This is a genomic window from Aquimonas sp. (assembly GCF_044377145.1).
Classification (GTDB): domain Bacteria; phylum Pseudomonadota; class Gammaproteobacteria; order Xanthomonadales; family Xanthomonadaceae; genus Aquimonas.
On record NZ_JBILJQ010000015.1, the window covers coordinates 50,858 to 75,815 of the forward strand.

25 protein-coding genes and 2 tRNA genes are annotated in these 24,958 nt (G+C 66.4%); 13 read left to right on the forward strand and 14 right to left on the reverse strand.

What is annotated here, in order from left to right:
• The first annotated feature begins 391 nt into the window (after window positions 1-391).
• The 6 genes from ACIQ7H_RS06965 to ACIQ7H_RS06990 all read left to right on the forward strand — a co-directional run bounded on the left by ACIQ7H_RS06965 (window position 392) and on the right by ACIQ7H_RS06990 (window position 5,607).
• Window positions 392-1,255 carry a CheR family methyltransferase gene (locus tag ACIQ7H_RS06965; RefSeq protein WP_395789782.1) on the forward strand — a complete coding sequence of 288 codons (864 nt, stop codon included), beginning with the start codon at window positions 392-394 and terminating at the stop codon, window positions 1,253-1,255.
• Window positions 1,252-1,848 carry a chemoreceptor glutamine deamidase CheD gene (cheD, locus tag ACIQ7H_RS06970; protein ID WP_395789784.1) on the forward strand — a complete coding sequence of 199 codons (597 nt, stop codon included), beginning with the start codon at window positions 1,252-1,254 and terminating at the stop codon, window positions 1,846-1,848. The genes ACIQ7H_RS06965 and cheD overlap by 4 nt, the downstream gene beginning before the upstream one ends.
• On the forward strand, window positions 1,848-2,906 hold the full coding sequence (locus ACIQ7H_RS06975) for a chemotaxis response regulator protein-glutamate methylesterase (protein ID WP_395789786.1): 1,059 nt from the start codon (window positions 1,848-1,850) through the stop codon (window positions 2,904-2,906). Before cheD ends, ACIQ7H_RS06975 begins: the two co-directional genes overlap by 1 nt.
• Before the next feature lie 574 nt (window positions 2,907-3,480).
• On the forward strand, window positions 3,481-4,224 hold the full coding sequence (locus ACIQ7H_RS06980) for a methyl-accepting chemotaxis protein (protein WP_395789836.1): 744 nt from the start codon (window positions 3,481-3,483) through the stop codon (window positions 4,222-4,224).
• A gap of 221 nt (window positions 4,225-4,445) precedes the next feature.
• Entirely contained in the window at window positions 4,446-5,048 is a 603-nt protein-coding gene (locus tag ACIQ7H_RS06985) for a sensor histidine kinase (RefSeq protein WP_395789788.1), read from the forward strand.
• 154 nt (window positions 5,049-5,202) lie between these two features.
• Complete coding sequence (locus ACIQ7H_RS06990) at window positions 5,203-5,607, forward strand: hypothetical protein (protein ID WP_395789790.1); 405 nt, start codon at window positions 5,203-5,205, stop codon at window positions 5,605-5,607.
• Between the two features lie 108 nt (window positions 5,608-5,715).
• On the opposite strand, the gene ACIQ7H_RS06995 is transcribed toward ACIQ7H_RS06990, so the two are convergent.
• The 4 genes from ACIQ7H_RS06995 to rplM form a co-directional block, all read right to left on the reverse strand.
• Window positions 5,716-5,791: transfer RNA gene (locus ACIQ7H_RS06995), tRNA-Ile, on the reverse strand.
• Window positions 5,792-5,955: 164 nt separating this feature from the next.
• Window positions 5,956-6,029, reverse strand: a tRNA-Gln gene (locus tag ACIQ7H_RS07000).
• Window positions 6,030-6,080: 51 nt separating this feature from the next.
• On the reverse strand, window positions 6,081-6,473 hold the full coding sequence (gene rpsI / locus ACIQ7H_RS07005) for a 30S ribosomal protein S9 (protein ID WP_395789792.1): 393 nt from the start codon (window positions 6,471-6,473) through the stop codon (window positions 6,081-6,083).
• Window positions 6,474-6,491: 18 nt separating this feature from the next.
• Entirely contained in the window at window positions 6,492-6,920 is a 429-nt protein-coding gene (rplM, locus tag ACIQ7H_RS07010) for a 50S ribosomal protein L13 (RefSeq protein WP_395789794.1), read from the reverse strand.
• 130 nt (window positions 6,921-7,050) lie between these two features.
• Here rplM and ACIQ7H_RS07015 point away from each other — a divergent pair, with 130 nt between their 5' ends.
• From ACIQ7H_RS07015 to ACIQ7H_RS07025, 3 genes are all read left to right on the forward strand, one after another.
• On the forward strand, window positions 7,051-8,208 hold the full coding sequence (locus tag ACIQ7H_RS07015; RefSeq protein ID WP_395789796.1) for a (Fe-S)-binding protein: 1,158 nt from the start codon (window positions 7,051-7,053) through the stop codon (window positions 8,206-8,208).
• Window positions 8,205-8,852 carry a 2-polyprenyl-3-methyl-6-methoxy-1,4-benzoquinone monooxygenase gene (coq7, locus tag ACIQ7H_RS07020; RefSeq protein ID WP_395789798.1) on the forward strand — a complete coding sequence of 216 codons (648 nt, stop codon included), beginning with the start codon at window positions 8,205-8,207 and terminating at the stop codon, window positions 8,850-8,852. Before ACIQ7H_RS07015 ends, coq7 begins: the two co-directional genes overlap by 4 nt.
• A 122-nt stretch (window positions 8,853-8,974) precedes the next feature.
• The gene (locus ACIQ7H_RS07025) at window positions 8,975-11,758 is read left to right on the forward strand and encodes a DUF2339 domain-containing protein (RefSeq protein WP_395789800.1); all 2,784 of its coding nucleotides are present in this window, start codon (window positions 8,975-8,977) and stop codon (window positions 11,756-11,758) included.
• Between the two features lie 77 nt (window positions 11,759-11,835).
• Here the strand turns inward: ACIQ7H_RS07025 and speD are convergent, their stop codons facing one another.
• Window positions 11,836-12,657 (reverse strand): adenosylmethionine decarboxylase, encoded by an 822-nt coding sequence (gene speD, locus ACIQ7H_RS07030; protein ID WP_395789802.1) that lies wholly within the window; start codon window positions 12,655-12,657, stop codon window positions 11,836-11,838.
• Window positions 12,658-12,936: 279 nt separating this feature from the next.
• Between speD and crp the strand changes: the two genes are divergently transcribed.
• From crp to ACIQ7H_RS07045, 3 genes are all read left to right on the forward strand, one after another.
• Complete coding sequence (gene crp / locus ACIQ7H_RS07035; RefSeq protein WP_395789804.1) at window positions 12,937-13,635, forward strand: cAMP-activated global transcriptional regulator CRP; 699 nt, start codon at window positions 12,937-12,939, stop codon at window positions 13,633-13,635.
• 116 nt (window positions 13,636-13,751) lie between these two features.
• Window positions 13,752-14,672: a flagellar brake protein gene (locus ACIQ7H_RS07040; protein ID WP_395789806.1), complete on the forward strand. Its 921-nt coding sequence runs from the start codon at window positions 13,752-13,754 to the stop codon at window positions 14,670-14,672.
• Window positions 14,673-14,903: 231 nt separating this feature from the next.
• A complete protein-coding gene (locus ACIQ7H_RS07045) occupies window positions 14,904-17,060 on the forward strand; it encodes a tetratricopeptide repeat protein (protein WP_395789808.1) in 2,157 nt (718 codons plus the stop codon).
• 44 nt (window positions 17,061-17,104) lie between these two features.
• Here the strand turns inward: ACIQ7H_RS07045 and ACIQ7H_RS07050 are convergent, their stop codons facing one another.
• Window positions 17,105-17,551, reverse strand: coding sequence for a hypothetical protein (locus tag ACIQ7H_RS07050; protein WP_395789810.1), 447 nt, complete (start codon window positions 17,549-17,551; stop codon window positions 17,105-17,107).
• A 461-nt stretch (window positions 17,552-18,012) separates the two neighbouring features.
• On the opposite strand from ACIQ7H_RS07050, the gene ACIQ7H_RS07055 reads away from it, so the two are divergent.
• A complete protein-coding gene (locus ACIQ7H_RS07055; RefSeq protein WP_395789812.1) occupies window positions 18,013-18,183 on the forward strand; it encodes a hypothetical protein in 171 nt (56 codons plus the stop codon).
• 173 nt (window positions 18,184-18,356) lie between these two features.
• Here ACIQ7H_RS07055 and ACIQ7H_RS07060 read toward each other — a convergent pair whose 3' ends face one another.
• The 8 genes from ACIQ7H_RS07060 to ACIQ7H_RS07095 all read right to left on the reverse strand — a co-directional run bounded on the left by ACIQ7H_RS07060 (window position 18,357) and on the right by ACIQ7H_RS07095 (window position 24,792).
• Entirely contained in the window at window positions 18,357-19,040 is a 684-nt protein-coding gene (locus tag ACIQ7H_RS07060) for a haloacid dehalogenase-like hydrolase (RefSeq protein WP_395789814.1), read from the reverse strand.
• Between the two features lie 4 nt (window positions 19,041-19,044).
• On the reverse strand, window positions 19,045-19,833 hold the full coding sequence (gene trpC / locus ACIQ7H_RS07065; RefSeq protein ID WP_395789816.1) for an indole-3-glycerol phosphate synthase TrpC: 789 nt from the start codon (window positions 19,831-19,833) through the stop codon (window positions 19,045-19,047).
• Between the two features lie 130 nt (window positions 19,834-19,963).
• Window positions 19,964-20,998: an anthranilate phosphoribosyltransferase gene (trpD, locus tag ACIQ7H_RS07070; RefSeq protein ID WP_395789818.1), complete on the reverse strand. Its 1,035-nt coding sequence runs from the start codon at window positions 20,996-20,998 to the stop codon at window positions 19,964-19,966.
• A gap of 20 nt (window positions 20,999-21,018) precedes the next feature.
• Window positions 21,019-21,615 carry an anthranilate synthase component II gene (locus tag ACIQ7H_RS07075; RefSeq protein WP_395789820.1) on the reverse strand — a complete coding sequence of 199 codons (597 nt, stop codon included), beginning with the start codon at window positions 21,613-21,615 and terminating at the stop codon, window positions 21,019-21,021.
• A 163-nt stretch (window positions 21,616-21,778) separates the two neighbouring features.
• Complete coding sequence (locus ACIQ7H_RS07080) at window positions 21,779-22,750, reverse strand: aldo/keto reductase (protein ID WP_395789822.1); 972 nt, start codon at window positions 22,748-22,750, stop codon at window positions 21,779-21,781.
• A 145-nt stretch (window positions 22,751-22,895) separates the two neighbouring features.
• Entirely contained in the window at window positions 22,896-23,114 is a 219-nt protein-coding gene (locus tag ACIQ7H_RS07085; RefSeq protein ID WP_395789824.1) for a YdcH family protein, read from the reverse strand.
• Window positions 23,115-23,506: 392 nt separating this feature from the next.
• Entirely contained in the window at window positions 23,507-24,463 is a 957-nt protein-coding gene (locus ACIQ7H_RS07090; protein WP_395789826.1) for an OmpA family protein, read from the reverse strand.
• Window positions 24,460-24,792, reverse strand: a complete 333-nt coding sequence (locus ACIQ7H_RS07095; protein ID WP_395789828.1) for a DUF4398 domain-containing protein — start codon at window positions 24,790-24,792, stop codon at window positions 24,460-24,462. Before ACIQ7H_RS07095 ends, ACIQ7H_RS07090 begins: the two co-directional genes overlap by 4 nt.
• Window positions 24,793-24,958: the final 166 nt, after the last annotated feature.

Here is a 24,958-nt window from a genome sequence, read left to right on the forward strand (position 1 = left end):
CCCTCTCCCCACGGGAGAGGGGTTGGGGAGAGGGTTCGGCCAAAGCGCAGCCCCCAATCCAGCCAAGTGTCGAAGCAGTCCCGACTGCCAAGCCCCCGCATGGCGCAAGCATCCGCCAAAACGCAGTCAATCCCGCTTGGGAATCCCACATCGGTATGCGAGCGATGTGATCCGGGCGCCATGGCGTGAGTCCCAACCCACCAGGCCCACCACACCCCGCCACCCGGAGCCACCACCTCCGTCACCCGGCAGGTCTGGAACGATTTCCCATTCCCCATTCCCCCAAGAGCCACCGGCGTAATCCCGCCATCCGCGCGCGGCACACGCCTTGCTGCATCGATTCAACACGGGCCTGCACGGCCCCCCGGCCAGACCCAGGTGTTCGCGCCCGATGAGCAACGAGACGATCGAGAGCCAGCGCGAGTTCGAGTTCTCAGAGCGCGACTTCCGCCGGGTTTGCAGCCTGATCCACGCCCGCGCCGGCATCGCCCTGGCCGACAGCAAGCGCGACATGGTCTACAGCCGGATCTCGCGGCGGCTGCGCGCGCTGGGGCTGGAGAACTTCTCCGACTACCTGAATTTTCTGGAGCGCGACGGCGACAGCGGCGATGAGTGGCAATCGTTCGTCAATGCGCTGACCACCAACCTGACCAGCTTCTTTCGCGAGGAGCACCATTTCGATCATCTGCGCGAGCACCTGCCAAGCATGCGCAAGGCCGGCGGCAACGTGCAGATCTGGTGTTCGGCGGCCTCCACCGGCGAAGAGCCCTACTCGATCGCGATCGCCGCCTGCGAGGCCTTCGGCACGCTCTCACCGCCGGTGTCGATCATCGCAACCGACATCGACACCCAGGTGCTGGCCACCGCCGAGCGCGGGGTCTATCCGCTGGAGCGCATCGAACGTCTGTCGACCGAGCGCAAGCGCAGCTTCTTCCAGCGTGGCACCGGCGCCAACTCGGGCAAGGTGCGGGTCAATCCGGCGCTGAAGGCGCTGATCGATTTCGCGCCGCTGAACCTGCTGCACGAGAGCTACGGACTGCGCGGCCCATTCGCGGCGATCTTCTGCCGCAACGTGATGATCTACTTCGACAAGCCGACCCAGCGCGCGATCCTGGCGCGGATGAAGCCCCTGCTGGAACCGACTGGCTTTCTGTACGCCGGGCACTCGGAGAGCTTCTTCCACGCCGCCGACCTGTTCAAGAACCTCGGCCGCACCATCTATGTGCCGAGTGATCGCCGGGAGCCGGGTGCATGAGCGTCCCTGCGCGGGTCATGAAGGGTCCGATGCCCTACTTCGATGTCCAGCTGCAGATGGACGCGCTGAAACTGATGCCCGCCGACTACGTGGTGACCTCGAAAGAGATCGCGCTATCGACCGTGCTCGGCAGCTGCGTGGCCGCCTGCATGCGCGACCCGGTGCTGCGCATCGGCGGCATGAACCACTTCATGTTGCCCGACGGCAGCGCCGAGGACACCTCAGCGCGCTACGGCAGCTATGCGATGGAGCTGCTGATCAACGAACTGCTGAAAGCCGGCGCGCGCCGCGAGCGCATCGAGGCCAAGGTGTTCGGCGGCGGCAATGTGCTGAAGAGTTTCACCACCAATCCGGTCGGCACTCGCAATGCCGAATTCGTGATCGCCTACCTGAAGGCCGAGCGCATCCCGGTGGTCGCCCAGGATCTGGGCAGCATCCATCCGCGCAAGGTCTGGTACATCCCCTCCACCGGTAAAGTGCTGGTGCGGCGCCTGCCGCACGCGCACGACACCACGGTGGCCACTGAAGAAATCGCTTACCGCAACCAGCTCAGACAGCAGCCAGCGGCGGGCGGCGTGGAGTTGTTCGACTAATGGCCATTCGCGTACTGATCATCGACGACTCGGCCCTGGTGCGCCAGGTCCTGACCCGCGTGCTGAGCGAAGACCCCGACATCGAGGTAGTCGGCGCCGCGCAGGATCCCTTTGTCGCTCGCGACATGATCAAGCTGCTCAGCCCGGACGTGCTGACACTCGATGTCGAGATGCCGCGGATGGACGGCCTGACCTTCCTCGAAAACCTGATGCGCCTGCGGCCGATGCCGGTGGTGATGGTGTCATCACTGACCGAGGCCGGCGCCGAAGTGACCCTGGATGCACTCAGCCTGGGTGCCGTCGATTTCGTGACGAAGCCGAAGCTCGAAGTCGCCAAAGGATTGACGGAGTACGCCGGCGAGCTGGCGGCCAAGGTCAAGTTCGCGGCCGGCGCGCGCGTGCAGGCACGCTCGGCACCCGCACGCGGCGCCGAACGGCCGAAAGCACGCGGCGCCGCCGGCTTCCGCACCACTGACCGGCTGATCGCAATCGGCGCCTCCGCTGGCGGCACCGAAGCCATCCGGGTGGTGCTGGAGATGATGCCGCCCGACGCACCGGGCATTGTTATCACCCAACACATCCCGGCCGAGTTCAGCCGAGCGTTTGCGCAACGCATGAATCGCTGTTCGCCGATGGCGGTCTGCGAGGCCGAAGACGGCCAGCAGGTGATGCCCGGCTATGCCTATATCGCCCCCGGCGGATATCACCTGCGAATCGAGCGCAGCGGCGCGCGCTGGCTGTGCCGGATCGGCGATGACGCACCGGTCAGCCGGCACAAGCCCAGTGTCGATGTGCTGTTCCGTTCGGTCGCGGCGTCTGCCGGCCGCAATGCGGTGGCGGCGATTCTGACCGGCATGGGCAGTGACGGCGCCGCAGGCATGCTGGAGATGCACCAGGTTGGCATTCCCACCCTGGCCCAGGACGAGGCCACCTCGGTGGTGTGGGGCATGCCCGGTGCTGCGGTCAAACAGGGGGGCGTCGATGAGATCCTGCCGCTGAACCGGATTGCCGGCCGCCTGCTCGAACTCGCCGCAGACGAGCGTCGGCGCAGCCCATGAAGCCCGCCCACGCCGCGATGGAACGCCGCTTGCAGAACGATTGCCGTCGACCTCGCCGGGCTCCGCGCGTCCGTCCGATTCAAGCACTGCGCTGACCTGCCGATAACTGCACGAGTCAAAGGAAGCATCGAATATGCACACCGGAATCCTGATCCGCATGACACCCGCGCTGCTGCTGAGCATCGCCCTCGTCATCGCGCAATTCGTCGACTGGCCGCAGGGCATCAACCTCGCCCTGATGACCACGATGTTCCTTGCCTGGGGCGCCTTCGGCTGGTGGTTCGCCAGCTACGCACATGCGCTGTCGCCCGACGAATCACGCCTGCTGAAAGAGCAGGACCAACTGCTCGGCGAGCTGCGCGAGTTCGTTTCGCGTGAGGTCTCCGGCTCACAGCAGGAGATCCGGCGCACGCGAACGCTGTTGAACCAGTCAGTCAGCAAACTGGCCGACAGTTTCCAGACCATGAATGCCACCGCCCGACATCAGACCCAGACCCTGGCCAAAATCGTCGACCGCAGCAGCGAAGGCAAAAGCATCGACGTGCGGCGTTTCGCCTCCGAGGCCAGCCGCCACATGGGCGACCTGACCTCGGCGCTGGAGCAGGTCAGCGAGCAGAGCGCGATCACGGTCAATCACATCGACGCGATGACCCAGCATCTGGAAGGCATCTTCGCCCTGCTGGAAGACGTGAAATCGATCGCCGACCAGACCAACCTGCTGGCCTTGAACGCCGCCATCGAAGCCGCGCGCGCCGGTGAAGCAGGCCGTGGCTTTGCGGTGGTCGCCGATGAAGTACGCAGCCTGTCGGAGCGCTCGACCAGCTTCAACGAGCAGATCCGCAAGCTGGCGAACAGTTCAAAGGATGCTGTGCACAAGGTGCGCGACACCGTGTCCAGCATGGCCACCCGCGATCAAAGTCGCAGCAACCAGGCCAAGCACGAAGCCGCCAAACTGTTCTCGCAGGTGGAGGAAATCAACGACAGCCTGACCGCCGGCATCAGCGAAGTGGCCAGCAGCGCCCGCGTGATCGACCAGTCTGTGGCCGAGGCAGTGCGCTCGCTGCAGTTCGAGGACATCGTCACTCAGGCGCTTGGCGCCGCCGAGAAGCACCTCGAACGCCTGGAAGCCATCAACCGTGACGCCACCGGCCTGCAGCAACTGCTGAGCAGCACCGGCGGCGGCAGCAGTCGCGGCAAACTCGAAGCCCTGACCGCCCTGCACAAGCGCGTGCGCGAACTTCGTGACAACTGGCAGCCGGTCGCGCACAAGCCGGTCTCGCAGACGGATATGGCTGCGGGTGGAGTGGATTTGTTCTGATACCGACGCGGCCGGGATTCGGGATAGCGTGAGGCCGCCGCAGGTGGATTGACTGACTCCTGGGCATCAGGGCGGAGGGCAGCGCGAGTCCGCCGAGTCCCGGGCGTGCGCCCACTCGTGGTCACTCAATGCTTCGAGCGTTTGCGCCCGCGCAAAACTCAGCCTGCCGGCGCGCGCCGATGCTAGCCTTGCCTGCCCCATGCCCGGCTAACGCTCGAACGATGTCAGGCTCGAACGCAATCGACCCACATACACGCTTGGTGGAGCTGATCGCCGTTGAGGAACGCGAGCGCCAGCGTATCGCCCACGAGCTGCATAGCGAGATCGGCCAGGACCTGACCGCCGCCCTGTTGACCCTGCAGTTCTTCGCCGCCGAGGGCCTGCCCGCGGATGAGGTGGCCGGCGTTGCGGATTGCGTGCGCACCGCACTGGAGCGCGTGCGCGCCCTTTCAATCCGGCTGCGCCCCCCGCTGCTGGATGAGATCGGACTGGAAGCTGCGCTCCGGTCCAGCCTCGATCAAATCGCCAGTCGACGCGGTTTGCGGCTGAAGCTTGAGATCAGCGCGCTACCGCCCAAGCTTCCCGCGACCGTGGAAATCAGCGTGTTCCGCCTGAGCCAAAGCCTGGCAGAGGCCTGCCCGCGTGACGCGGAACTGCGCTGCAGCCTGACCGTGTCCCATGGGCAACTGCAGTTGGACGCCGATCTCAATGGCGCAGCCTTGCCCACCGCCTGGCGTGCTGAGGGCAGCGCTCGCGCCGAGGTGTTGGGCGCGCAGTGCGATTGGAGTGCAGCGTCGCTGCGGCTGACCGTCACCGTTGCGTGAACTCAGCGATCGCCGGGTGCGCAGCCACGCAGCACTTCGAGCATCATCTCGTCTGTTGGCTGCGACACGCCGCAGATGCGACACAATCGTCGGCGCAGACGACACCGCGCGCGTGCCGAGTTGCGCAGACCCATTACCCTTGCAAGGAACGCCCATGCCCCAACTACCCAGCGGCCGCCACATCGGCATCAGCCAGGACCGTCTGTACGACTGGGCCGAACAGGCTGAATTCGCAGCCTTGAGCGAAGTTCTCCTGAACGCTCAAGCGCCCGATGATCTGCACGACTTGATCGACCTGATCGAGTACGCCGACGGCAGTGCGCCACCGAGCGCCGATGAGCCCGATCAGGGCGAGCCGTATCTGAGCGAGGTTAGCATCAGGGACATCGGCAGCCCTGACTGTCCGTGGCCCGAAGCAGACCAACAGGCCCTGCTGACCTGGCTGCACAGCGATCGCACCCGCGGCTGGCTGGAAGAAACACTGCAGGAGCTGCGCGCGATGCTGGCGGACAAATCTGCGCCCAAGGCAACGCGAGGAATGCGCAAGGACGAGCACTGACAAAGCTCGCGGCTCCGTGGAGATGGTGCCGAGTGGCAGCGACGGCCATTGCACAGTGGGGGCATGCAGCCTCGCTGTGCAGCGCGTCAGCGACGGCAAGTTCCGAAGTGGTGGGCCCACCAGGATTCGAACCTGGAACCGAGGGATTATGAGTCCCCTGCTCTAACCGTTGAGCTATAGGCCCGAGGCGATGTGCCGTCGGTGAGAAAGCAGCGCGACTGTAAGCAGATCTTGCGAGAGCACTGCTGCGGCGCGGCAGCCCACCGCAAGTCCACCAGGCGAGCAACATGCAGGAGCGGTCAAATCTGGCCGCAAAAACAAAAGGCCCGCATGCGCGGGCCTTTCGATTGGCTGGGGGACTAGGATTCGAACCTAGATAGGCAGAGTCAGAGTCTGCAGTCCTACCGTTAGACGATCCCCCAAAAACCGGATCGCTCTTGCCGCGCGCGGGCGGCAAAGATACAGCAAAAGCTTTAGCGCTTCGAGAACTGGGTCGCGCGGCGTGCCTTGTGCAGACCGACCTTCTTGCGCTCGACTTCGCGAGCATCGCGGGTCATGAACCCGGCCCGGCGCAGCGGCGAACGCATGGCTTCGTCGTACTCGACCAGAGCACGGGAAATGCCGAGGCGAATCGCACCGGCCTGCCCGGTGGTGCCGCCGCCGGCAACCGTAACGAGGATGTCGAACTTCTCCGACATCTCGGTCAGCACAAGCGGCTGGCGGACAATCATGCGGGCCGTCTCGCGACCGAAGTACTGGTCGAGCGGCTTGTCGTTGACGATGATGGCGCCGCTACCGTTGCGCAGGAACACGCGAGCGGTGGAGGATTTGCGGCGGCCGGTGCCGTAGTTCTGGTTGAGAGCCATGTTCAGTCAGATCCTGTCTCAGATGTCCAGCGTCTGCGGCTGCTGGGCGGTGTGCGGATGCTCGGAGCCCTTGTAGACCTTGAGCTTGCGAAACATCGCGCGACCCAGCGGGTTCTTCGGCAGCATGCCCTTCACGCCGATCTCGATCGCGCGTTCGGGGTGGCGGTCGAGTGCCTGGCCGAGGGTTTCGGACTTCATGTTGCCGATGTAGCCGGTGAACCGGTAATACATCTTGTCCTGAAGCTTGTTACCGGTGACGGCAATTTTTTCCGCGTTGATCACGACGATGTAATCGCCGGTATCGACATGCGGGGTGAATACGGGCTTGTGCTTACCGCGCAGGCGGCTGGCCAGCTCGGAGCACAGTCGGCCGAGCGTCTTGCCGCTGGCGTCGACCAGATACCAGTCGCGCTTGACGGTCTCCGGCTTGGCGCTGAAGGTCTTCATGACAGCTCCCAAAGGGAATGCGAGGACGAAAGACCGCGAAGGATAGCGGCCTTTTCCGGGTGACGCAAGCGCGCACCGCAGGGATTGCCGCCAAGGCAGGGCCTGGCGGAGCCGCGTATTCTGACTGCAAATGTCTCCAGATGCCAGCCCCAAGCCTGAATCTTCTCTCGCGCGCCTGATCGAGCTGGCGGACTCCTGTGTTCTGTGTGGGCTGTGCCTGCCGCATTGCCCGACCTATCAGGTTGCTACGCAGGAGAGCGAATCACCGCGAGGGCGGATCATGCTCGCGCGCTCGCTGGCGTGCTCGCCGGGCAGTCTCGATGCCAGCCTGTTCGCGGCGCTCGACCACTGCCTTGGCTGCGGTCGCTGCGAGCGGGTGTGCCCGGCGCAGGTGCGTTACTCCGACATCCTGGCGCTGACCCGCGCGGAACTGCGTCGACGCAGAACCGAACCGCTGCGCTTGCGTGCGCTGCTGTGGGCGAGTCGACGACCACGTGCTGCAGGCCGCGTGCTACGCGCACTGAAACCCCTGCGTGCGCTGCTGCCGCGACGACTGCGACCGATCCTTGGCTCTGCATCGGCGCCAGTCGTTTCCGAACGACCCGATGTGGGCATTGGACTGCTCACCGGCTGCGTCGCGGGCGGTCTGGACGCGGCCGCACACGCCGCGGCCCTGCGCGTTCTGCAGGCCTGCGGCCATGCAGTCGACGTGCCGACTGCAGCCGCATGCTGTGGATCACTGGCACGGCACGCTGGCCGACTGCAGCAATGCGAACAGCAGGCCGTCGCTGCGCGCGCACTCTGGCAGGGGCGCCGGCCGCAGGCGCTGCTGAGCATCGCCTGCGGCTGTCACGCAGGCTTTGCCGCCGCGCTGTGCAGCGTGGCACCGGTGCAGGATGTATTCGCCTTCCTGGGCGCAGATGCCAGTTTCCGCGCTCTCGCACTGCGCCCAAGCGATGAGCGCGTCGCGCTGCATCTGCCCTGCACACAGCGCAGCACGCCCGCGGCGGCGCAGACCGTGCGCGCGGTGCTTGCGTGCATTCCCGGGCTGGCGATCCACGAGCTTGCCGATACCGGCTGCTGCGGTGCTGCCGGCGCGCATGTGCTGCTGTTCCCCGCGCGCGCGGATGCGTTGCGCGAGCCGCTGCTCGACGCGGTCTTGGCAGCCGGCGCCACTACACTGGTGACCACCAACATCGGCTGCCGACTGCATCTGCAGGCTGCGGCCACTCTTGCCGGAATCCGAATCCGCCACCCGCTCGAACTGATCGCCGAGGCCCTGCCGTGAGTACGCTGCGCAAACTGTCGAGCCTGGATCGGCTGATCGCCGATCTCGACCATGCCCTGCTGACCTCCACCACCGATGCGACGCTGCCGGCGCGACCCAATCCTGCAGCGGATGCGCAATCAGCTGCATTGGACCCGACCCAACGTCGGCACGTGGCCGGACTGATGCGGATCAACCACGCTGGCGAGGTCTGCGCTCAGGCGCTCTACCTTGGGCAGGCCCGGGTCGCCCGCGACGAAGCCACGCGGCAGCATCTGTTGCATGCAGCGCAGGAGGAAGCTGATCACCTGGCCTGGTGTGGACAACGTCTACGCGAGCTCAACGACCGGGCCAGCCTGCTCAATCCGCTGTGGTACGCCGGCAGCTATGCGATTGGTATGGCCGCGGGCTTGGCCGGGGATGGCTACAACCTCGGTTTCGTTGTTGAGACTGAACGCCAGGTCGAATCGCATCTGGCGGAGCATTTGCGCCAGATGCCGGAAGGCGATCACCGCAGCCGGCAGATTCTGCAGCGCATGCAGGCCGAGGAGGCCGAGCATGCGCAAGCCGCACTGGATGCAGGTGCACGTGAGTTGCCGGCGCCAGTTCCACGGCTGATGCGTGCGGTCAGCCACCTGATGAAGCTGGGCGCCTACCGGCTGTAGTCGCAACTGCGACGCCCCCCAGCGAGACGACCCGATGTCCGCTGTGCGAGCGACTTCACGTTCTCTACACTCCCGCAACCCGCGCCCCCGATCGGCGGCGCGCGTCTTACCTGGAGCTGTGCATGAAAGCGGGTCTTGCCATTGTGTTCGGCCTGCTGGCGCTCGCCAGCGAATCCTTCATCAGCGTGTTGCTGGCAGCGCTCGCCGGCTGGTTGCTTGGCGCGCAGCAGGAACTGTCGAAACGGCTGGCACGCGTGGAGCAGCAGGCTCGCACGCGCGAGCTGGTCGATACCGCAGCGCGTGCGGCAGCGAGCGCGGCCGCTCAGGCCGCGGCGGACCCGCCCCCCTCGCACCCGGTGAAGCAGGCGCTGATGCAAGCCTCCAGGGTGGCGCCAACGGCTGCTCAGCCGATGTCGGAGTCGGAGTCGGAGTCGGTGGCAGCGGCGGCACCTGCGCTCGATACCCGTGAAGCCGAGCCAGCCATGCGGGCTTCACCACCGCCGATACCGGCACAGGCGCCGAGCGCCGCGGCTGCCAGCCCCGCGCCGTCGCGCGTCGTGCCGCCAACGCGCACTGCACCCGGTCGATCGGCGCAGGACTCAGGCCCTGACCTCGGCCAACGCCTGGCCACGCTGCTGTTCGGCGGCAATCTACCGGTCAAGCTCGGCATTCTGGTGCTGTTTGCCGGCGTCGCCGCCGCACTCCGTTATGCCGCTGAGCAAGGCTATTTCAACCTGCCGATCGGCTGGCGTTTCAGCTTGATTGCGGCCGCCGCGCTGGGTGGGCTGGTGTTCGCGCTCAGCCAGCGCCGCTCGCGCCCCGCATTCTCGCTGTCCCTGCAGGGCGGCGCCATCGGCGTGCTGCTGCTGGAGGTGTTCGCGGGCTTTCGTCTGTACGAGCTGATGCAGCCGGCGACCGCGCTGGTGCTGGTGGTGGTGCTGGTCGCATTGGCCGCCACCCTGGCGGTGGTGCAGAGCGCGGTCGGGCTGGCCGTACTCGGCTTTCTGGGCGGCTATCTGGGGCCGGTCTTGATCAGTACCGGCAGCGGTGATCATGTCGCGCTGTTCACGTACTACGCAGTGCTCAACGCTGCGGTGTTCGCGATCGCGTGGTGGCGCCACTGGTATCCCTTGAACCTGCTGGGCTTCGCGTTCACCTTCGCTATCGGCAGCCTGTGGGGGCTGCGCTCGTATACAGCGGAGGACTACGCCAGCACCCAGTTCTTCCTGCTGCTTTTCTGGGGCTTCTATCTCGGCATCACCGTGCTGGGCGCGCTGCGCCGGGGTGCCGCCGCCAGCCGCGCCGTCGAGGCCAGCCTAACCTTTGGGTTGCCGCTGCTGGCGTTCTCGCTGCAGTCTGGATTACTGGAAGGCGATCGCCCTGCACTCGCCCGTGCTGCACTGCTGGCAGCGATCGCGTATGCCGTGCTGGCCGCCCTGCTGATCCGCGTCGAGCGCGCGCGCCTGCAGGGCGAGAGCTTCGCCTGGATCGCCGCCGGTTTCGCCACCCTCGCGGTGCCGCTGGCATTCTCATCCGAGCAGACCGCCATGGTCTGGGCGCTGCAGGGAGTGGGTGCGATGTGGCTCGGCCTACGCCAGCAGCGCGCGCTGCCGCAGCTGGCCGGCGCATGCCTGCAGATCCTGGCCGGGCTCGCCTTCGTTCTGGGTGCGGTTGAACGGATCGACGCCGGGCAGTGGTCGGACCCGCAAGGCCTGCTCACCACGCGCACCAGCGTGGTCCTGCTGGCGTTCGCCGGCCTGCTGGGCAGCTATGTCTACGAGCGCCTGCAGCCACAGCGGCTGGCGATCTGGGCGCTGTTCGGGCTCGGCAGCTTCTGGCTCGGCGCACTGTGGCTGCATCTGGTATGGAAGCCGCCGATCGCACTCGACTCGACCTTGGCAGCGGTCGCCTTCAGTGCCACGTTTGCCAGCCTGGCGGCGGCACTGCGCTGGCTGACCGGCTGGGCACGTCTGAGCTGGCAGGTGGTGCCGCAACTGGCGCTGGCGCCGCTACTGGCGATGCTGGTGTTCGCCGACAGCAGCGCACCGCCGTTGGATGGCAACGGGCTGAGCGTGTGGCTGCTGTGGCTCGGCTCGGCGGCGTTTGCGCTGCACTGTCTGCGCGAGCCGCCGGCACGCCTCACTGGTCTGGGTCACATCGCGGTGCTGGCGACGCTGGCGATGGTGCTTGGCATCGACAGTTTCGAACGCGCTGATCGCGCCGGACTGGGCGAGGCCTGGACCCTCAGCCTGGGGCTGCTGCCGCTGACCCTGCTTGCGGCCGGATTGATGCTGCGGCCGGGCGTATGGGCCTGGCCGCTGGCGGATCGCTTCCAGCGCTATGCGCGTGCTTGGCATGCGATCGCGCTGGCGGTGTTGGCGATGGCCTGGATCGGCTCGCTGTATCTGTCAGCCGATCCCGCGCCGATGGCGTATCTGCCCTTGCTCAACCCGCTGGAGTTGCTGCAGTGGGGTCTGTTGTTGGCTGCATGGCGCAGCATTCCAGCTGAGGACCGCGCCGATCTGATACCCCTGCGGGTCGGTGTCGGCTTGGCCGCGTTGAGCCTGCTCAGCCTTATGGTGCTGCGCTGCGTGCACCACTTCGGCGGCCTCGCGTGGTCAGCGTCGATCTTCGACAGCGCGCTGACGCAAGGTGGGCTGAGCGTGCTGTGGGCCGTGCTCGGCGTGTGGGCCTGGGTGCGGGGTTCGCGGCGCGGCGAGTATCCAATCTGGCTGGCCGGTGCGGTGCTGATGGGCGTGGTGCTGCTGAAGCTGGTGCTGGTCGACCGCGCTTACCTGGGCAACCTGGCAGGCATCGGTGCCGTGCTCACGGTTGGCCTGCTGCTGGTCGGGGTCGGCTATGTCGCGCCTTCTCCACCGCGGCAGGGTGGCGAGGCGACACGCTGAGTCCGCCAACGCCAAGGGGCGCGGCCTGTTCGGCCGCGCCCCTTGGTCATCACTGCAGCCGCGAACCTCGCGGGCGTTCAGTCGAGATTGCGGCCGTGGAACAGCTCTTCGATCTCGCGCTTCAGCTGGGCCTCGATGCGCAGACGCTCCTTGAACGACAGGTTCTTCGCCTTTTCCTCGAACAGGTAGGTGTCGAGGTCGAAATCCTTGACGTGCATCTTCGTGTGGAAGATGTTCTCCTGATAAACGTTCACGTCGAACATCTCGTAGCGATTCTTGATCCCCTTGGCGAGATAGTCCTGGATCGAGTTGATGCGATGGTCGATGTAGTGCTTGGTGCCCCGCACGTCACGGGTAAACCCGCGCACACGGTAGTCCATGATCACGATGTCCGATTCCAGACTCTCGATCAGGTAGTTCAGCGCCTTCAGCGGTGAAATCACCCCGCAAGTCGCCACATCGATATCCGCGCGGAAGGTCGCGATGCCGTTGTGCGGATGCGTCTCTGGGTAGGTGTGGACCGTGATGTGGCTCTTGTCCAGATGCGCGACCACGCTGGCATCGACTTCCTCGTGCTCACGCACGGCGGCAGCCAGAACTTCCTTACCGGCCGCCTTCTTGTCGATCACCGGCTCCTCGGAGATGAGGATGGTGACCGAGGCGCCCTGCGGGTCATAGTCCTGACGCGCAACATTCAACACGTTGGCGCCGATGATCTCGGCAACTTCGGTGAGGATCTGGGTCAGGCGATCGGCGTTGTAGGCCTCGTCGATGTACTCGATATACCGACGCCGCTGCTCTTCGCTGACCGCGTAGCACACGTCGTAGATATTGAAGGACAGGGCCTTGGTGAGATTGTTGAAGCCTTGCAGCTTCAGGCGCGGCAGTGGTTTCACCACGTTTGAAGTCCCCTGGGTCGGGTGGCCGGTGCGGGCGGATAGAGAACTGGCGAGCGGCCTTTGGCCTTCGCCGGCGACAGACCCCAGTCGGCTGGAATCAGCGGAATAGTATGGACCAAACACGTGAAAGCCATAACCGCGGCCTTGGTCAAACTCGCGGGAGGTTGCGGTGGGCGCGTGACAGCGGGAGACAAACCGGTGCGAACTGACGCAAGATTGCATTTGAAGCGCCCTGAAGACGGCGCTAATCTTTGAACTCCATCGCATTTCAGGTCAGACATGGTCCCCTCGAGCTTCTCGCTGCAGACCGCGCTCAAGCGTCAGCTGACGCCGCCTTCGCTGGCGCCCGAGCCCATCCATATCGAGCGCTTCCTGGCCCACTGCCACCGACGCCGCTACCCGGCGCGCGCGGACGTGTTCCGGCCCGGTGATCCGGCCGGCACCATGTACTACGTGGTGCAGGGCTCGCTCAGCGTCATGACCGAAGAGGAAGACGGTCGCGAGCTGGTACTGAGCTATATCAACCCCGGCGACTTCATCGGCGAAACCGGCATCTTCATGGCGGCGCCGCAGCGCGAAGTGCTGTTGCGCACACGCACTGCCTGTGAGCTGGCCGAGATCGGCTACGAACGCCTGCAGGCCCTGTTCGCCGGCCCGCTGTCGGAAGAATGCCCACGCATCCTGTACGCCATCGGTGCGCAGCTCACCAAACGCCTGATGCACACCAGCCGCAAGGCAAGCCGTCTGGCATTCATGGACGTGACCAGCCGGATCTCCAGCACCCTGGTTGACCTCTGCGACGAACCCGATGCGATGAGCCATCCGCAGGGCACCCAGATCCGCGTCTCGCGTCAGGAGCTCGCGCGCATCGTCGGCTGCTCGCGTGAGATGGCCGGCCGCGTGCTCAAGCAGCTGGAAGAACAGGGCGTGCTGCATGCGCGCGGCAAGACCGTCGTGGTGTACGGACAGAACCGCTGAGTCAACGAATCCCTGCGCGGCAGCAGGGGCATGGAAACTGCATCCGGTTCCGACTGTGCGATGCTCGCCGCGCTGCGCGCGCGCCGAGGTAGACCCGTTCTGTCACCGGATACCCCATGCCGAAAACGCCGCTGCAGCCGATCAAACGTACCGACATCAAGATCGGCAGCCCGCTGCCGTACGCGGTGTTCGACGTCCACGGCCGGCTGCTGCTGCGCGCCGGCGAAGTCATCGAAACCGAGCGCCAGCTCAGCACCCTGCATGAGCCGGGTCTCTACCTCGCCAGCGGCGAACTCACCCGGGTTTCGCGCCCCTTCAGCACCACGCATGAAACACCCGTCGACGCATCCGAAGTGGCTACCGACGGCAGCGCGCGCGAAAGCCGTCGCCTGAGCGAGCTCAAGCTCACCCCCGGCAAGACGCTCTACGTCGACTTTCTGAGCACCACCAATCGGCCGCGGGTCGCCCTGCGTCTGGCCGGCTTTCTTGAAGGCAGCGGTGTGCTGATCAGCGCCCTCAATGCCGAAGGCAATGTGGTGCCGTTCCGCGACAACGAGCTGCTGTTCGTGCGCGTGCTGACCGCCAGCGGTGTGGCGACCTTTGAGGCCAAGGTGCTGAAGGTCCATTTCACGCCCTTCCCCTATGTGGTCACCAGCTACCCCGAGGCCGCGATCTTCCATGTGATGCGCCAGCACGAGCGCGTCGACACCCAGATCATCTGCAGCATCGCCAACCTGAGCCGACCGGTCAAAGACGAGCCGCGCCCACAGGCTGCAGTACTCAAGAACCTCAGCGCCAGCGGCTGCCAGATCGAGGCTCCGCCCGAGCTGGCCGACAGCGGGGACCGGCTTCGCCTGGGCTTCAAGCTGGTGGCTGCGGGTGAAGAACACGTGCTCAGCCTGACCGGCGACGTGCGCGGCATCAAGACTTACGGCGAGGTCGGCAAGCGCCGCTTCGGCCTGCAGTTCTGCGAGCTCGGCATCGGTGAGCGCCTGGTGGTGGAACACTTCATTTTCCACGCCTTGATCGGCGACTGAACTCGGAGGCCCGGCGCGATCTTCAGACTGCCTGCCACAGCACCGGACCAGGAAATCGACGGCGCGAGGCAGTTGGCTTCGACGACGAACTGACCGCCGGGGCCACTGTTCGGACGTCTCGCCGGCCCGTGCTAAGGTCGATGGCTGCCCCCGATGCAGCGCCCTCAACCGATGCCAACTGTCGCACCACGCCGTCCGCAGGTTTCGCGCTCGCGCGCGGATCGTCTATTCGTGTGGCCCTGCACCGCCGCACTCGTGCTGGGCCTAATCAGCCTTGGCGCACCCGCAAGCGCTGACTCCGACCTGCTCGAGCACTGCCGCGAACTGCGCCGCGCCGAGCCGGCCGTTGCGTTGGTTCGCTGCGAGACGGCCGCATCCACGCTTGCGGTCGCGGGCGATGCCAACAACGCCTTCGAGGCCTGGATGCATGCCGCTGAGCTCGCGTCGCAGCAGGGCGAATCAGCGCGCGCGAAAGCGGCGCTCGATCAGGCGGTGACGCTGCTGTCGCGGGTCGGCGATGCGCTGGCGGCGCATCGGCTGGCGAGGCGGCGGGGATTGAACGCCTACCGCGAAGGCCAGCCCGTGCAGGCGCTCGGGTACTTTCTGGAGGCACTGGCGATTGCGCGGGGGGCCGACGACAGCCGCGCGCTCGCGGTCAGTGAGAATGACCTCGGCGTCATCTATCGCCACATGGGCAATCACCCGGCCGCACTCGGCCACTTCGAGGCCAGCCTGACCCTCGGCGAGGCCCGCGGCGATACCCAACTCGGCGCCCTGTACGCCAACATCGGCAGCCTGTACCTGGAGCTCGGCGATCTTGAGCGCGCCGACAGCTACCTGCAGCGCGCGCTGAAGGAGCATCGCCGCAACGACCGGGCCCAGCTGCTGCATCACACCCTCGAAGAGCTGGCCAAGCTCGCACAGCGGCGCGGCGACCTGGCCGGCGCCCGCAGCGCGCTCGATCAAGCCTGGACGCACTACGCCGAGGTGAAGGCGCCGCGCGATCAGCTGCGGGTGGCGCTGCAGCGCGCCGAACTCGAAATCAATGCCGACGCGATCGACGACGCGCGAGCGTGGCTGCAGCAGGCGCGCCTGCAGGCGGCTCCTTTGAATCGTCAGGGCGCTCTGCAGATCGAGCTGATCAGCGCACGCCTGGCCTCAGATGATGCGGCCCGCGCGTCTGCCTATGCTGCGCTCACCGAGGCGCTGGAGCAGGACCGCGGCGCCCATCCCGACAAGGTGGTGCAGGCGCAGGCCCAGTTGGCCGACCTCGCACAGACGCTGGGTCGCCTGCCGGAGGCCATCGAGCACCTGCGCGCCCATCAGCAGAGCGCCTCAGCGCTCGCGGCCTCTCGCCACGGCGAACGCTTCGATGGCCTGCGCGTTCGCTTCGACCTCGAGCGGCTGGAGACCGAGGCAGCGCGTCAGGACGCCGAGTTGGCCAAGCGTCGATTCGACACCGTGCTGGTGGCTGGCCTCGCGCTGATTGCATTGGCCGCACTCGGATTCCATTCACAGGCCCGGCAGTACCGGCAACGCCTGCAGGCGGCCGCCGAACGCCAGGCGCTGGAGCGCAGCATTGCCGAATCACGCCGAGCGGCCGAGCTGCTGCGCAGCGACCTGCGCTCGATGGCCTGGCTGCTTGATCAGCAGCAGGCCGCCGCACTGGTGTTCGATGCGGCCGGCAACATCCGCTCGGCAACCTCCGCGGCTGCCACCGTGTTGAGCGAAACCCCGGCGCAACTGCAGGGGCACACGCTGGCGCAGGCGCTGGAGCCTGAATTCGCACACTGGGCACAGGCGCTGGTCGAGTCGGCCAGCCTCGGCCAGAACACTGAAGGTGCGGATCTTGGGCAGCGCACATTGGAGCGCAATGGTCTCAGCATGGTGGTGCGCTGTCGCCACCTGTCGCTGGAAGAGGAGCTCGGCGTGCTGGTGTTCGAGCCGCAGCAGCCGCGAGCGGATGCAGCCACGGATGCCCTGCCCACGGCATCCGCGCCCGGCGCCCCTGTATCCCCGACCTCCGCTCACGCCGCCACCCTAGAGGCGACGCCGCCGGAGGCGGAACGGCTGGCGTTCCGCCAGTTGCTGGTGAATCTGATGCGGGCCAGCCTGGAAACCTGGGAGCGCGCGGCCCGCAAGGGCCGGATCGATCTGGCCGAAGCCAGCGGCATCTGGCGAATCACCATCGACGACGGTCGCCTGCGCGTGCGTGCGATGGACCGCTATCTCAGCCTCGAAACGCTGCCCGACCGACCGCGCTGGCGCGAGGTGCTGCGCACGGCCTACTTTCTTCTGTCAGAAGTGCAGATCGGCGAGGAGCAGCGGCAGCAGCTCGAGCGGATGGTGAACGAGATCCTGCGCTTGACTCGCGAGACCGCGCACTGAAGCCCCGCGGGCTGGCGGCAACGCGCCGGCATCCCGCTAGCCGCTCAACGCTTGGGCTCGGCCCCTAACGGGAGACGCCGCGCCTCACAGCGCACGCAGATACCCCGCAGGCCGTGCTCGCTGCGATACAGGCGATGGTGGGCCGGGTCGAGGTAGGTCGCTGGCCAGCGCACCACCGCAATCGTGCTGCCGATGTCACCTGGGCTACGCCCGCGGCCGCTCAGGCCAGCGCACATGCTTCTGGCGCGCTCACCGACGTCTTCGTAGTCATCCATGAACTGGCCGCAGTCCTTGGCCAAACGATTGCCGGTCGGGCACTGATCCCGGCCGTCTTCGCGATCGCGCACCAGGCCTGCAGACACCAGCTCGAAGCTGCCGACTTCGGTCGGAACGCCCTCGGTACACCATTGCTCGTGCGGCAGCTCGCTGTGCGCCGCGGCGAACGTACTCAGACAGAACAGAAGAACAGTCAAAACGGACCGGATGTACATTGGGAGCTCCTTGCGGGGGTACGGACCAGGCACGCTAACGCGGACGGTGTGGCTGGCTCCAGCGCCATCCGGGGAAGAACAGGGGATCATTTTATGATCATCCTTATCGAATCAATGGCTTGCCCGGTCGCATCCGCGGGCCGGGCGCCTCGATTCGCACGCTTCCGCGCCGGATTCAGCGTTCCTTGCGCGGGGCACAACCGCCTCCGGCAAGGGCGAACACTTGCGACAGTGGAAGCTCACGCCCTGGGCGATGCCGTAGCCATTGCCGCTGGTGTAGCCGGGCGGCGCGAATGCCTGTGCGATGACCTGGCCAGCGCCCGGCACGCCATGGCGGGGCGCTGTACACCTGGCAGGCCTGACGGGATGCGTGGCCGGCGATGTAGAAATCCAGATTGATGACATTGGGCGGGTTGCCCCAGTCGATGTTGGCGTCCGCCCAGTCGAGCAGATTCTGCTGGGTGAAGCTGATGCTGGCCGCGCTGGAAATGTGGCCACCGTGGCACCGCTTGGGCGCTGGCAATCACGCCAAACAACAGGCCGCGGGAGACGAGAACTCGCTCAATGAGAACTCCTTGATGGGTCGTCCGCGAATCGGATTTGCGTGGGGCCTGAAGGGCGTCGGCAGGTGAATCCGCACTGGGCCGGCTGGGCGGCAACAGTTAGGCGCGAGCCGGGCGGTTTGCCGGAACGGCTCGGGCTGATGGCGGGAACACGGTCGAGGTGAGGCTGCATTCGTCCACGGCGGCCCAGCCTCGCCCGGCCCGCGCCGGCACGGATCGGTCTGCGCGTCGATCCAACCGCTTCAGCATCGCCAGTCGCGCCAATCGAGACGAGTTGCCGCGCCAAGGGCAGCCAGATGCCGCTCGATCCGGGCGCGGCGAGCGTGTGCGAAATTCACCAGCACGGCGCAGTCGCAGCTCAGGATCAAGGGCGTGTCGCGCAGGCTGTCGGTGTAGCTCAGCGCGAAATGGCGGCCGTAGCCGGCGGCGTCCAACGCATCGAGCTTGCGTGCGCCCAACAGATGCAGGCGCAGCCGCAGCGCCCAGCGACCGCGCTCGAACTGCGAGCCCAGCACCGGCGGACAGGCGTGTGGCAGCCCCGACAGCAGGCCCTGTACCAGCGCGGGCAACTCGGCCGTCGCGATCACCACGCGCTCGCCGGCAGCCTGATGCGCTGCCAAGGCGGCGAGCGCCTGCGGAAACAGTCGCTGCCGCAGCTGAGCGCCACGGGCATCGAGAAACTCGCGGCAGTCGGTGTGCGGGGCACCCAGGGTGGCGATCCAGAAGCAGCACGCGGCCACCGCGCTGAATCCGTTCGGCAACAGAAGCAGCGGCAGCCACAGCGGCGCTGCGAGCAGCACCAGACCCAGTCGCCACGGCGAGCGCAGCAACATCCACCGCAGCCACTCGAAGCCGAGGTCGCCGTCGAAAAGCGTGCCGTCGAAATCGAACACCACCACGCGAGGGTGGCCGTGCTCGACGCTCACCGCCTCAGCCGAACAGGCGTTCGAGTTCGGCGCCGGGATCCTCCGCGCGCATGAAGGTCTCGCCGACCAGGAAAGCATGCACGCCCTCGGCGCGCAGCATCATCACGTCGTCCTCGGTGCGGATGCCGCTCTCGGTGATCAGCAGGCGATCTTTCGGCACCGCCGAGATCAGGTCGAGCGTGGTGTCGAGCGACACCGCAAAGGTATGCAGATTGCGATTGTTGATGCCGATCAATGGCGTCGAAAGCTTCAGCGCGCGCTCAAGCTCTTCGCCGTCGTGGACTTCCACCAATACATCCAGGCCGACCTTGCGCCCGATCTCGCACAGTTCTTTCAGGGCTGCATCTTCCAGCGCCGCAACAATCAGCAGGATGCAGTCCGCATTCAGCGCACGCGCCTCGAACACCTGATATGGGTCTACGGTGAAGTCCTTGCGCAGCACCGGCAGCGTGCAGGCCTCGCGCGCCTGGGTGAGGTAATCGTCCGAGCCGTGGAAGAAATCGACGTCGGTCAGTACTGACAGCGCCGCCGCGCCACCACGCGCATAGCTGCGAGCGATGTCCGCCGGCGAGAAGTCGGGGCGGATCACGCCTTTGCTGGGGCTCGCCTTCTTGACCTCGGCGATCACCGCGGCATCGCCGGCTTTGACATGGCGCATCAGCGAAGCGTGGAAGCCGCGTGCAGGCGCCGCAGCGCGCGCGGCTTTCTCAAGCTCGGCCAAGGAAATCTGCTCGGCGCGCTCGGCAACTTCAATGCGCTTGCGGTCGAGGATGCGGTGGAGGATATCGCCCATGGGCTGTGGTCTTCGTGCGTGCGTGGACTAGGAAGGGGCTGCAAGCCTTGGGCCGCAGCGGCGGCGCAAGCGTGCCCGCTTGCGCGCCATGAATCCAGCCTTGCGCGATTGCGGCGAGCGTGGTGGGCGTCTAAGCCGCGCCCAGCGCCTGCGTGGTGTCGATGAACAGATGCAGACGCTGCCGCGCCGCGCCGCTGCTGATCGCGCTACGCGCCAGCGCAATGCCATCGGCGATGCTGCCGACCACATCGGCCGCGTACAGCGCCGCGCCAGCGTTCAGCGCAACGATGTCGCGGGCCACGCCGGGCGTGTCGTCCAGCGCCTCCAACAGGCGCTGCTTCGATTCCTCGGCATTGGCCACCTGCAGGTTGCGCGAAGAGGCCATCGAGAGGCCGAAGTCCTCGGGCTCGATCTCGTACTCGCGCACCACACCATCGCGTAGCTCACCGACCAGGGTCGCCGCGCCAAGTGAGATCTCGTCCATGTTGTCGCGGCCGTAGACGACCAGCGCATGCTTGGCGCCGAGGCGCTGCAGCACGCGCACCTGGATGCCGACCAGATCAGGATGGAACACGCCCATCAGAATGTTGGGCGCCCCGGCTGGATTGGTCAGCGGGCCCAAGATATTGAAGATGGTGCGTACGCCCATTTCCCGCCGCACCGCGGCGACGTTCTTCATCGCCGGGTGATGGATCGGTGCGAACATGAAGCCGAGCCCGATCTGGTCGATACAGCGTCCGACCGCGTCAGGCTGCAGCTGGATGTTCGCGCCCAAGGCCTCCAGCACATCGGCACTGCCCGACTTCGACGACACGCTGCGGTTGCCATGTTTGGCAACGCGCGCTCCAGCGGCGGCAGAAACGAACATGCTGGCGGTGCTGATGTTGAAGCTGTGCGCGCCATCGCCGCCGGTGCCGACGATATCGACAAAGTTGGGATGCGGCTGAACATCCACCTTGGCCGCCAGCTCACGCATCACCATCGCCGCGCCGGTGATCTCGCCAATGGTTTCCTTCTTGACGCGCAGGCCGGTGAGGATGCCCGCAGCCATCACTGGCGAGACCTCGCCGCGCATGATCTGACGCATCAGGTCGATCATCTCGTCATGGAAGATCTCGCGATGCTCGATGGTCCGCTGCAAAGCGGCCTGGGGGGTAATCGACATGGGGCTGAACCTTGTGCGAGTCAGGCGGCCTGAGCCACCGGACGACCAAGAAAATTGGCAAGCAGCGAATGCCCGTGCTGGGTGAGGATCGACTCGGGGTGGAACTGCACGCCCTCGATCGGCAGATGGCGATGCCGCAGCCCCATGATCTCTTCGATCGAGCCATCGGCATGCTCGGTCCACGCGGTGATCTGCAGACAGTCCGGCAGGCTGTCCTTCGCCACCACCAGCGAGTGGTAGCGGGTGGCCTCGAACGGGCTTGGCAGGCCTTTGAACACACCTTCGCCGCGGTGATGCACCAACGATGTCTTGCCGTGCATGATCTGCCCCGCGCGCACGACCTTGCCGCCGAAGGCCTGACCGATGCCCTGGTGGCCAAGACACACGCCGAGGATGGGTACCTGTCCGGCCAGCTTTTCAATCACCTCAAGCGAAACGCCGGCCTCATTCGGCGTGCAGGGCCCCGGCGAGATCACGATCCGCGCCGGCTGCAGCGCAGCGATCGCGGCCACGTCGAGCTCGTCGTTGCGGATCACCCGCACCTCTTCACCGAGCTCGCCGAAGTACTGCACGAGGTTGTAGGTGAAGCTGTCGTAGTTGTCGATCATCAGCAGCATGTCGCAGGAATCCTGTGGTTGCCTAACGCAGCGCGCACCGCTTGGGCCGAGGGCGAAGCGGAACTCGGGGGCTCGATTGTCGCTGATGCGGCTGCGGGCTCACACGCTCCGCATCGCCAAAGCGCGAACTGTCCCCAAACGCGCCTTCGAGTGCCGCCCGGGGTCAGCGCGCGAACACCGATTCGATCCGCGCCACAGTGCTGTCATCCAGGCGCGCATGCACGTCCAGCGCGCCCAGATTTTCGGCCAGCTGCTCACGCCGCGAGGCGCCCAGCAAGACCGTCGACACCTGTGGGTTGGCAAGGCACCAGGCGATCGCCAGCTGCGCGGGCGTGGCGCTCAGCTCGGCGGCGAGCGCGACGAATTCGCGTAGCTGCCGCGGCCGGCGCTCTGAGTCTTCGTCAAGCTTGCGCGCCAGCCATTCGTAGCCCGGCGCGGTGAAGCGGCTTTCGGCCGGAATGCCGTCGAGATATTTGCCGGACAGCACGCCTGAGGCCAGCGGCGACCATACCGTGGTGCCCATGCCCAGTTCCGCGCACAGCGGGGCGTACTCAAGCTCAAGCCGCTCGCGGTGCAGCAGGTTGTACTGCGGCTGCTCAAGGCTCGGCGCGTGCAGGTGCGCGGCGCGCGCGATCTTGTGCGCCTGACGGATCAACTCGGCAGGCCACTCCGAGGTGCCCCAGTACAGCACCTTGCCCTGACGGATCAGACTGTCCATCGCCAGCACGGTCTCCTCGATCGGCGTCTCCGGATCGGGGCGATGGCAGAGGTACAGGTCCAGATACTCGACGCGCAGACGCTTCAACGCCTGATGGCAGGCCTCGGTCACATGCTTGCGCGACAGGCCCTGCTGGGTCGGACGCGGGTCTTCAACGCTGCCCCACAGCACCTTGCTGGAGACACAGAAGCCATCGCGCGGCAGGCGCAGATCAGCGATGACATCGCCCATCACCCGTTCGGCCTCGCCGCGCGCATAGACCTCGGCGTTGTCGAAGAAATTGATGCCGGCGGCGTAGGCCTGGGCGACCAGTTCGCGCGCCTCGCCGCGGCCGACCCGACCGCCGAACGTGACCCAAGCACCCAAGGACAGCGCCGACAGCCTCAGGCCACTGTTGCCCATGCGGCGGTACTGCATCGTGCGGCTCCAAAACGAGAAGGTCCGCAAGCATAGCCGCAGCACACTGTGGGGTGAGGTGAAGCTGGCGCCGCCGCCGCGGAACGAAATGGGGCGGCGTGTTGCCACGCCGCCCCGGGCTTCGATCGGACTCCAGCCGCCGCACTCAGTTCAGCCGATGTCGCTCAAACATGCGGGTAAGCTGTTGTTTTGCCTGAAACTTCTCGCGCTTCATCTGACGCAGCGTATTGCCGTCAATCGGCAGCACTCCCAGCTCGGCGTCGAGCACCTTTTTGTCGAGGTGTCGGTGCCGGTGGTAGAGCTGGCGAAATTCAGTATCCCGCTGCATCAGGTTGTCGACTTCAGGCTGCTGACCTTCAAACATCGCACGTCCTCCGGGGTGGGGACCCGCCGAACCCTCTAAACGCCGCGCCCCGCTTCAGCGCGGAGCTGGCGGGGCGCGGCAGATCAGAAAGGGAGCTGGATGCGGCTGAAACCGCAGCCCGCCGGTGCCAAAACACCGCGAACTGCTGGATCAGATGTGCCGGGCGCTGCTGCCAGATTCATGCATGCGAATCCCGGTGCGGAACCGCCGCACCCGGATTCGACCCTACTCCCCGATGCCCGCCCTCGCAAGCGAAGTCACCGCGGTTTTCAGGGCTGCACTGCCGGTTCAGGGTCAGGGCGTTTCCGACACGTCGGCGCGACAGATCCCCCCTGTTCCGGCGGCCTCGGCCGCGTCAGCCCACGCTGTGCCTTGGTTCGCGTGTGCTTGGGCTATCGCTTCTCGACGATCACCTCAACCCTGCGGTTGCGGGCGCGACCCTCGGCACTGCCGTTGTCAGCCACCGGACGGTCCTTGCCCAGGCCGAGTGCGCGTAGGCGGCTGCCGTCGAGACCTTTCTGGATCAGCGCTTCCCGCACCGCTTCAGCCCGCCGTTGCGACAGCGCCTGATTCAGATTGGCACTGCCCTGGCTATCGGTGTGGCCTTCGATCAGCACGCTTGCACCCGGGTTCGCATTGATCAGATCGATGACCTTCTGCAGGTTTTCGAGTGCTTCGGGGCGCAGTTGATGGCGGCCGCTGGCGAAGGCGTCGCCGGAGATTGTCATCACCTGGCCACGCGCCTCGCTGCTGGCGGTCATGCTCTGCAGCTGCATGCGCAGGCTGTCGGCCGCAGCACCGGCCAGATCGGCCTCGCGTCGTGCCAATTGCGCCTGGAGTGCCTGCGCCTCCGCCAGCCGCTGGGCCTGCTCGGCCTGCGCGGTCGACAGCTCGCTGTCCAGCCGTGCGGCCTGGACTTCTTCAAGCGCGCGCTCGGTCTCCTCGGCGCGGGTCAGGTTCTGGATACGCAGACGCTCGACCTCACGTCGCAAGCCCTCGGCTTCGCGACGACTGGCCTCCAGCAGAATGCCGTCGCGCTCACGTTCCAGCTGGACCGCTTGCTCGCGCAGCAGTTCGGTCTCGGCGACCGCCTCGGCAATGGCGAGTCGGCGCTCGGCCGCGAACACGGTCTGCGGGCGCGCCCGTCGCGAGCCTTTGGCAACTGCGGCAACCGCCATCCGCGCCAGTTCGACTTCAAGCCGCGCCCTGCCCTGCAGGCTCGGATCCTGTTCAAGCGCGGCCAGGTCGGCCTGGAGCCGCTCGAGCTCAGGGTCGGGCCGCGCGGCATGCGCGTCCGCGACAAGCAGGGCCAGCAACATGCCCGCCGCTATACCGGTCATGCGCCTCATTGCAGGCCTCCATCAAGCAGATCGCGGCGCAGGCGCGCGTTGTCCTCGCTGCGCGCACTCACTTCTGCGCGCAGCCGCTGCGAGTGGGCGCGCGCTTCGGCCAGCCGGGCTTCCAGCTCGGCGCGTTGGCCGAGTGTGGCGGCTTCCGACCGCCGGCGACGGGATTCAGCGTCCCGCGCCGCCGCCAAGGCCGCTTGGGCCGCCTGCAGCTCGGCGGGCGCATGCAGATCCGCTGCGGCCTCCAGCGCCGCGTTCAGCGCTCGCTCGGCGCGCACGACTTCGGGCTGCGGGGGACGGTTGGATTGTGCCTGCGCGGCCGGCACGAGCATTGCAGCGAGAACCAGCGCACGAAAAATCGATCTAGGGCCTGTCATATCATTCCGGTTCGGGGGGCGGCACCCGCGGTTTGTCGCGTGCACACTGTAAAGTTGTTTGGCTTGGCCGCTCCGGCGGCCTCTTCCGGATCGGATGCGGTCCGACGAAACGAGGATCAGC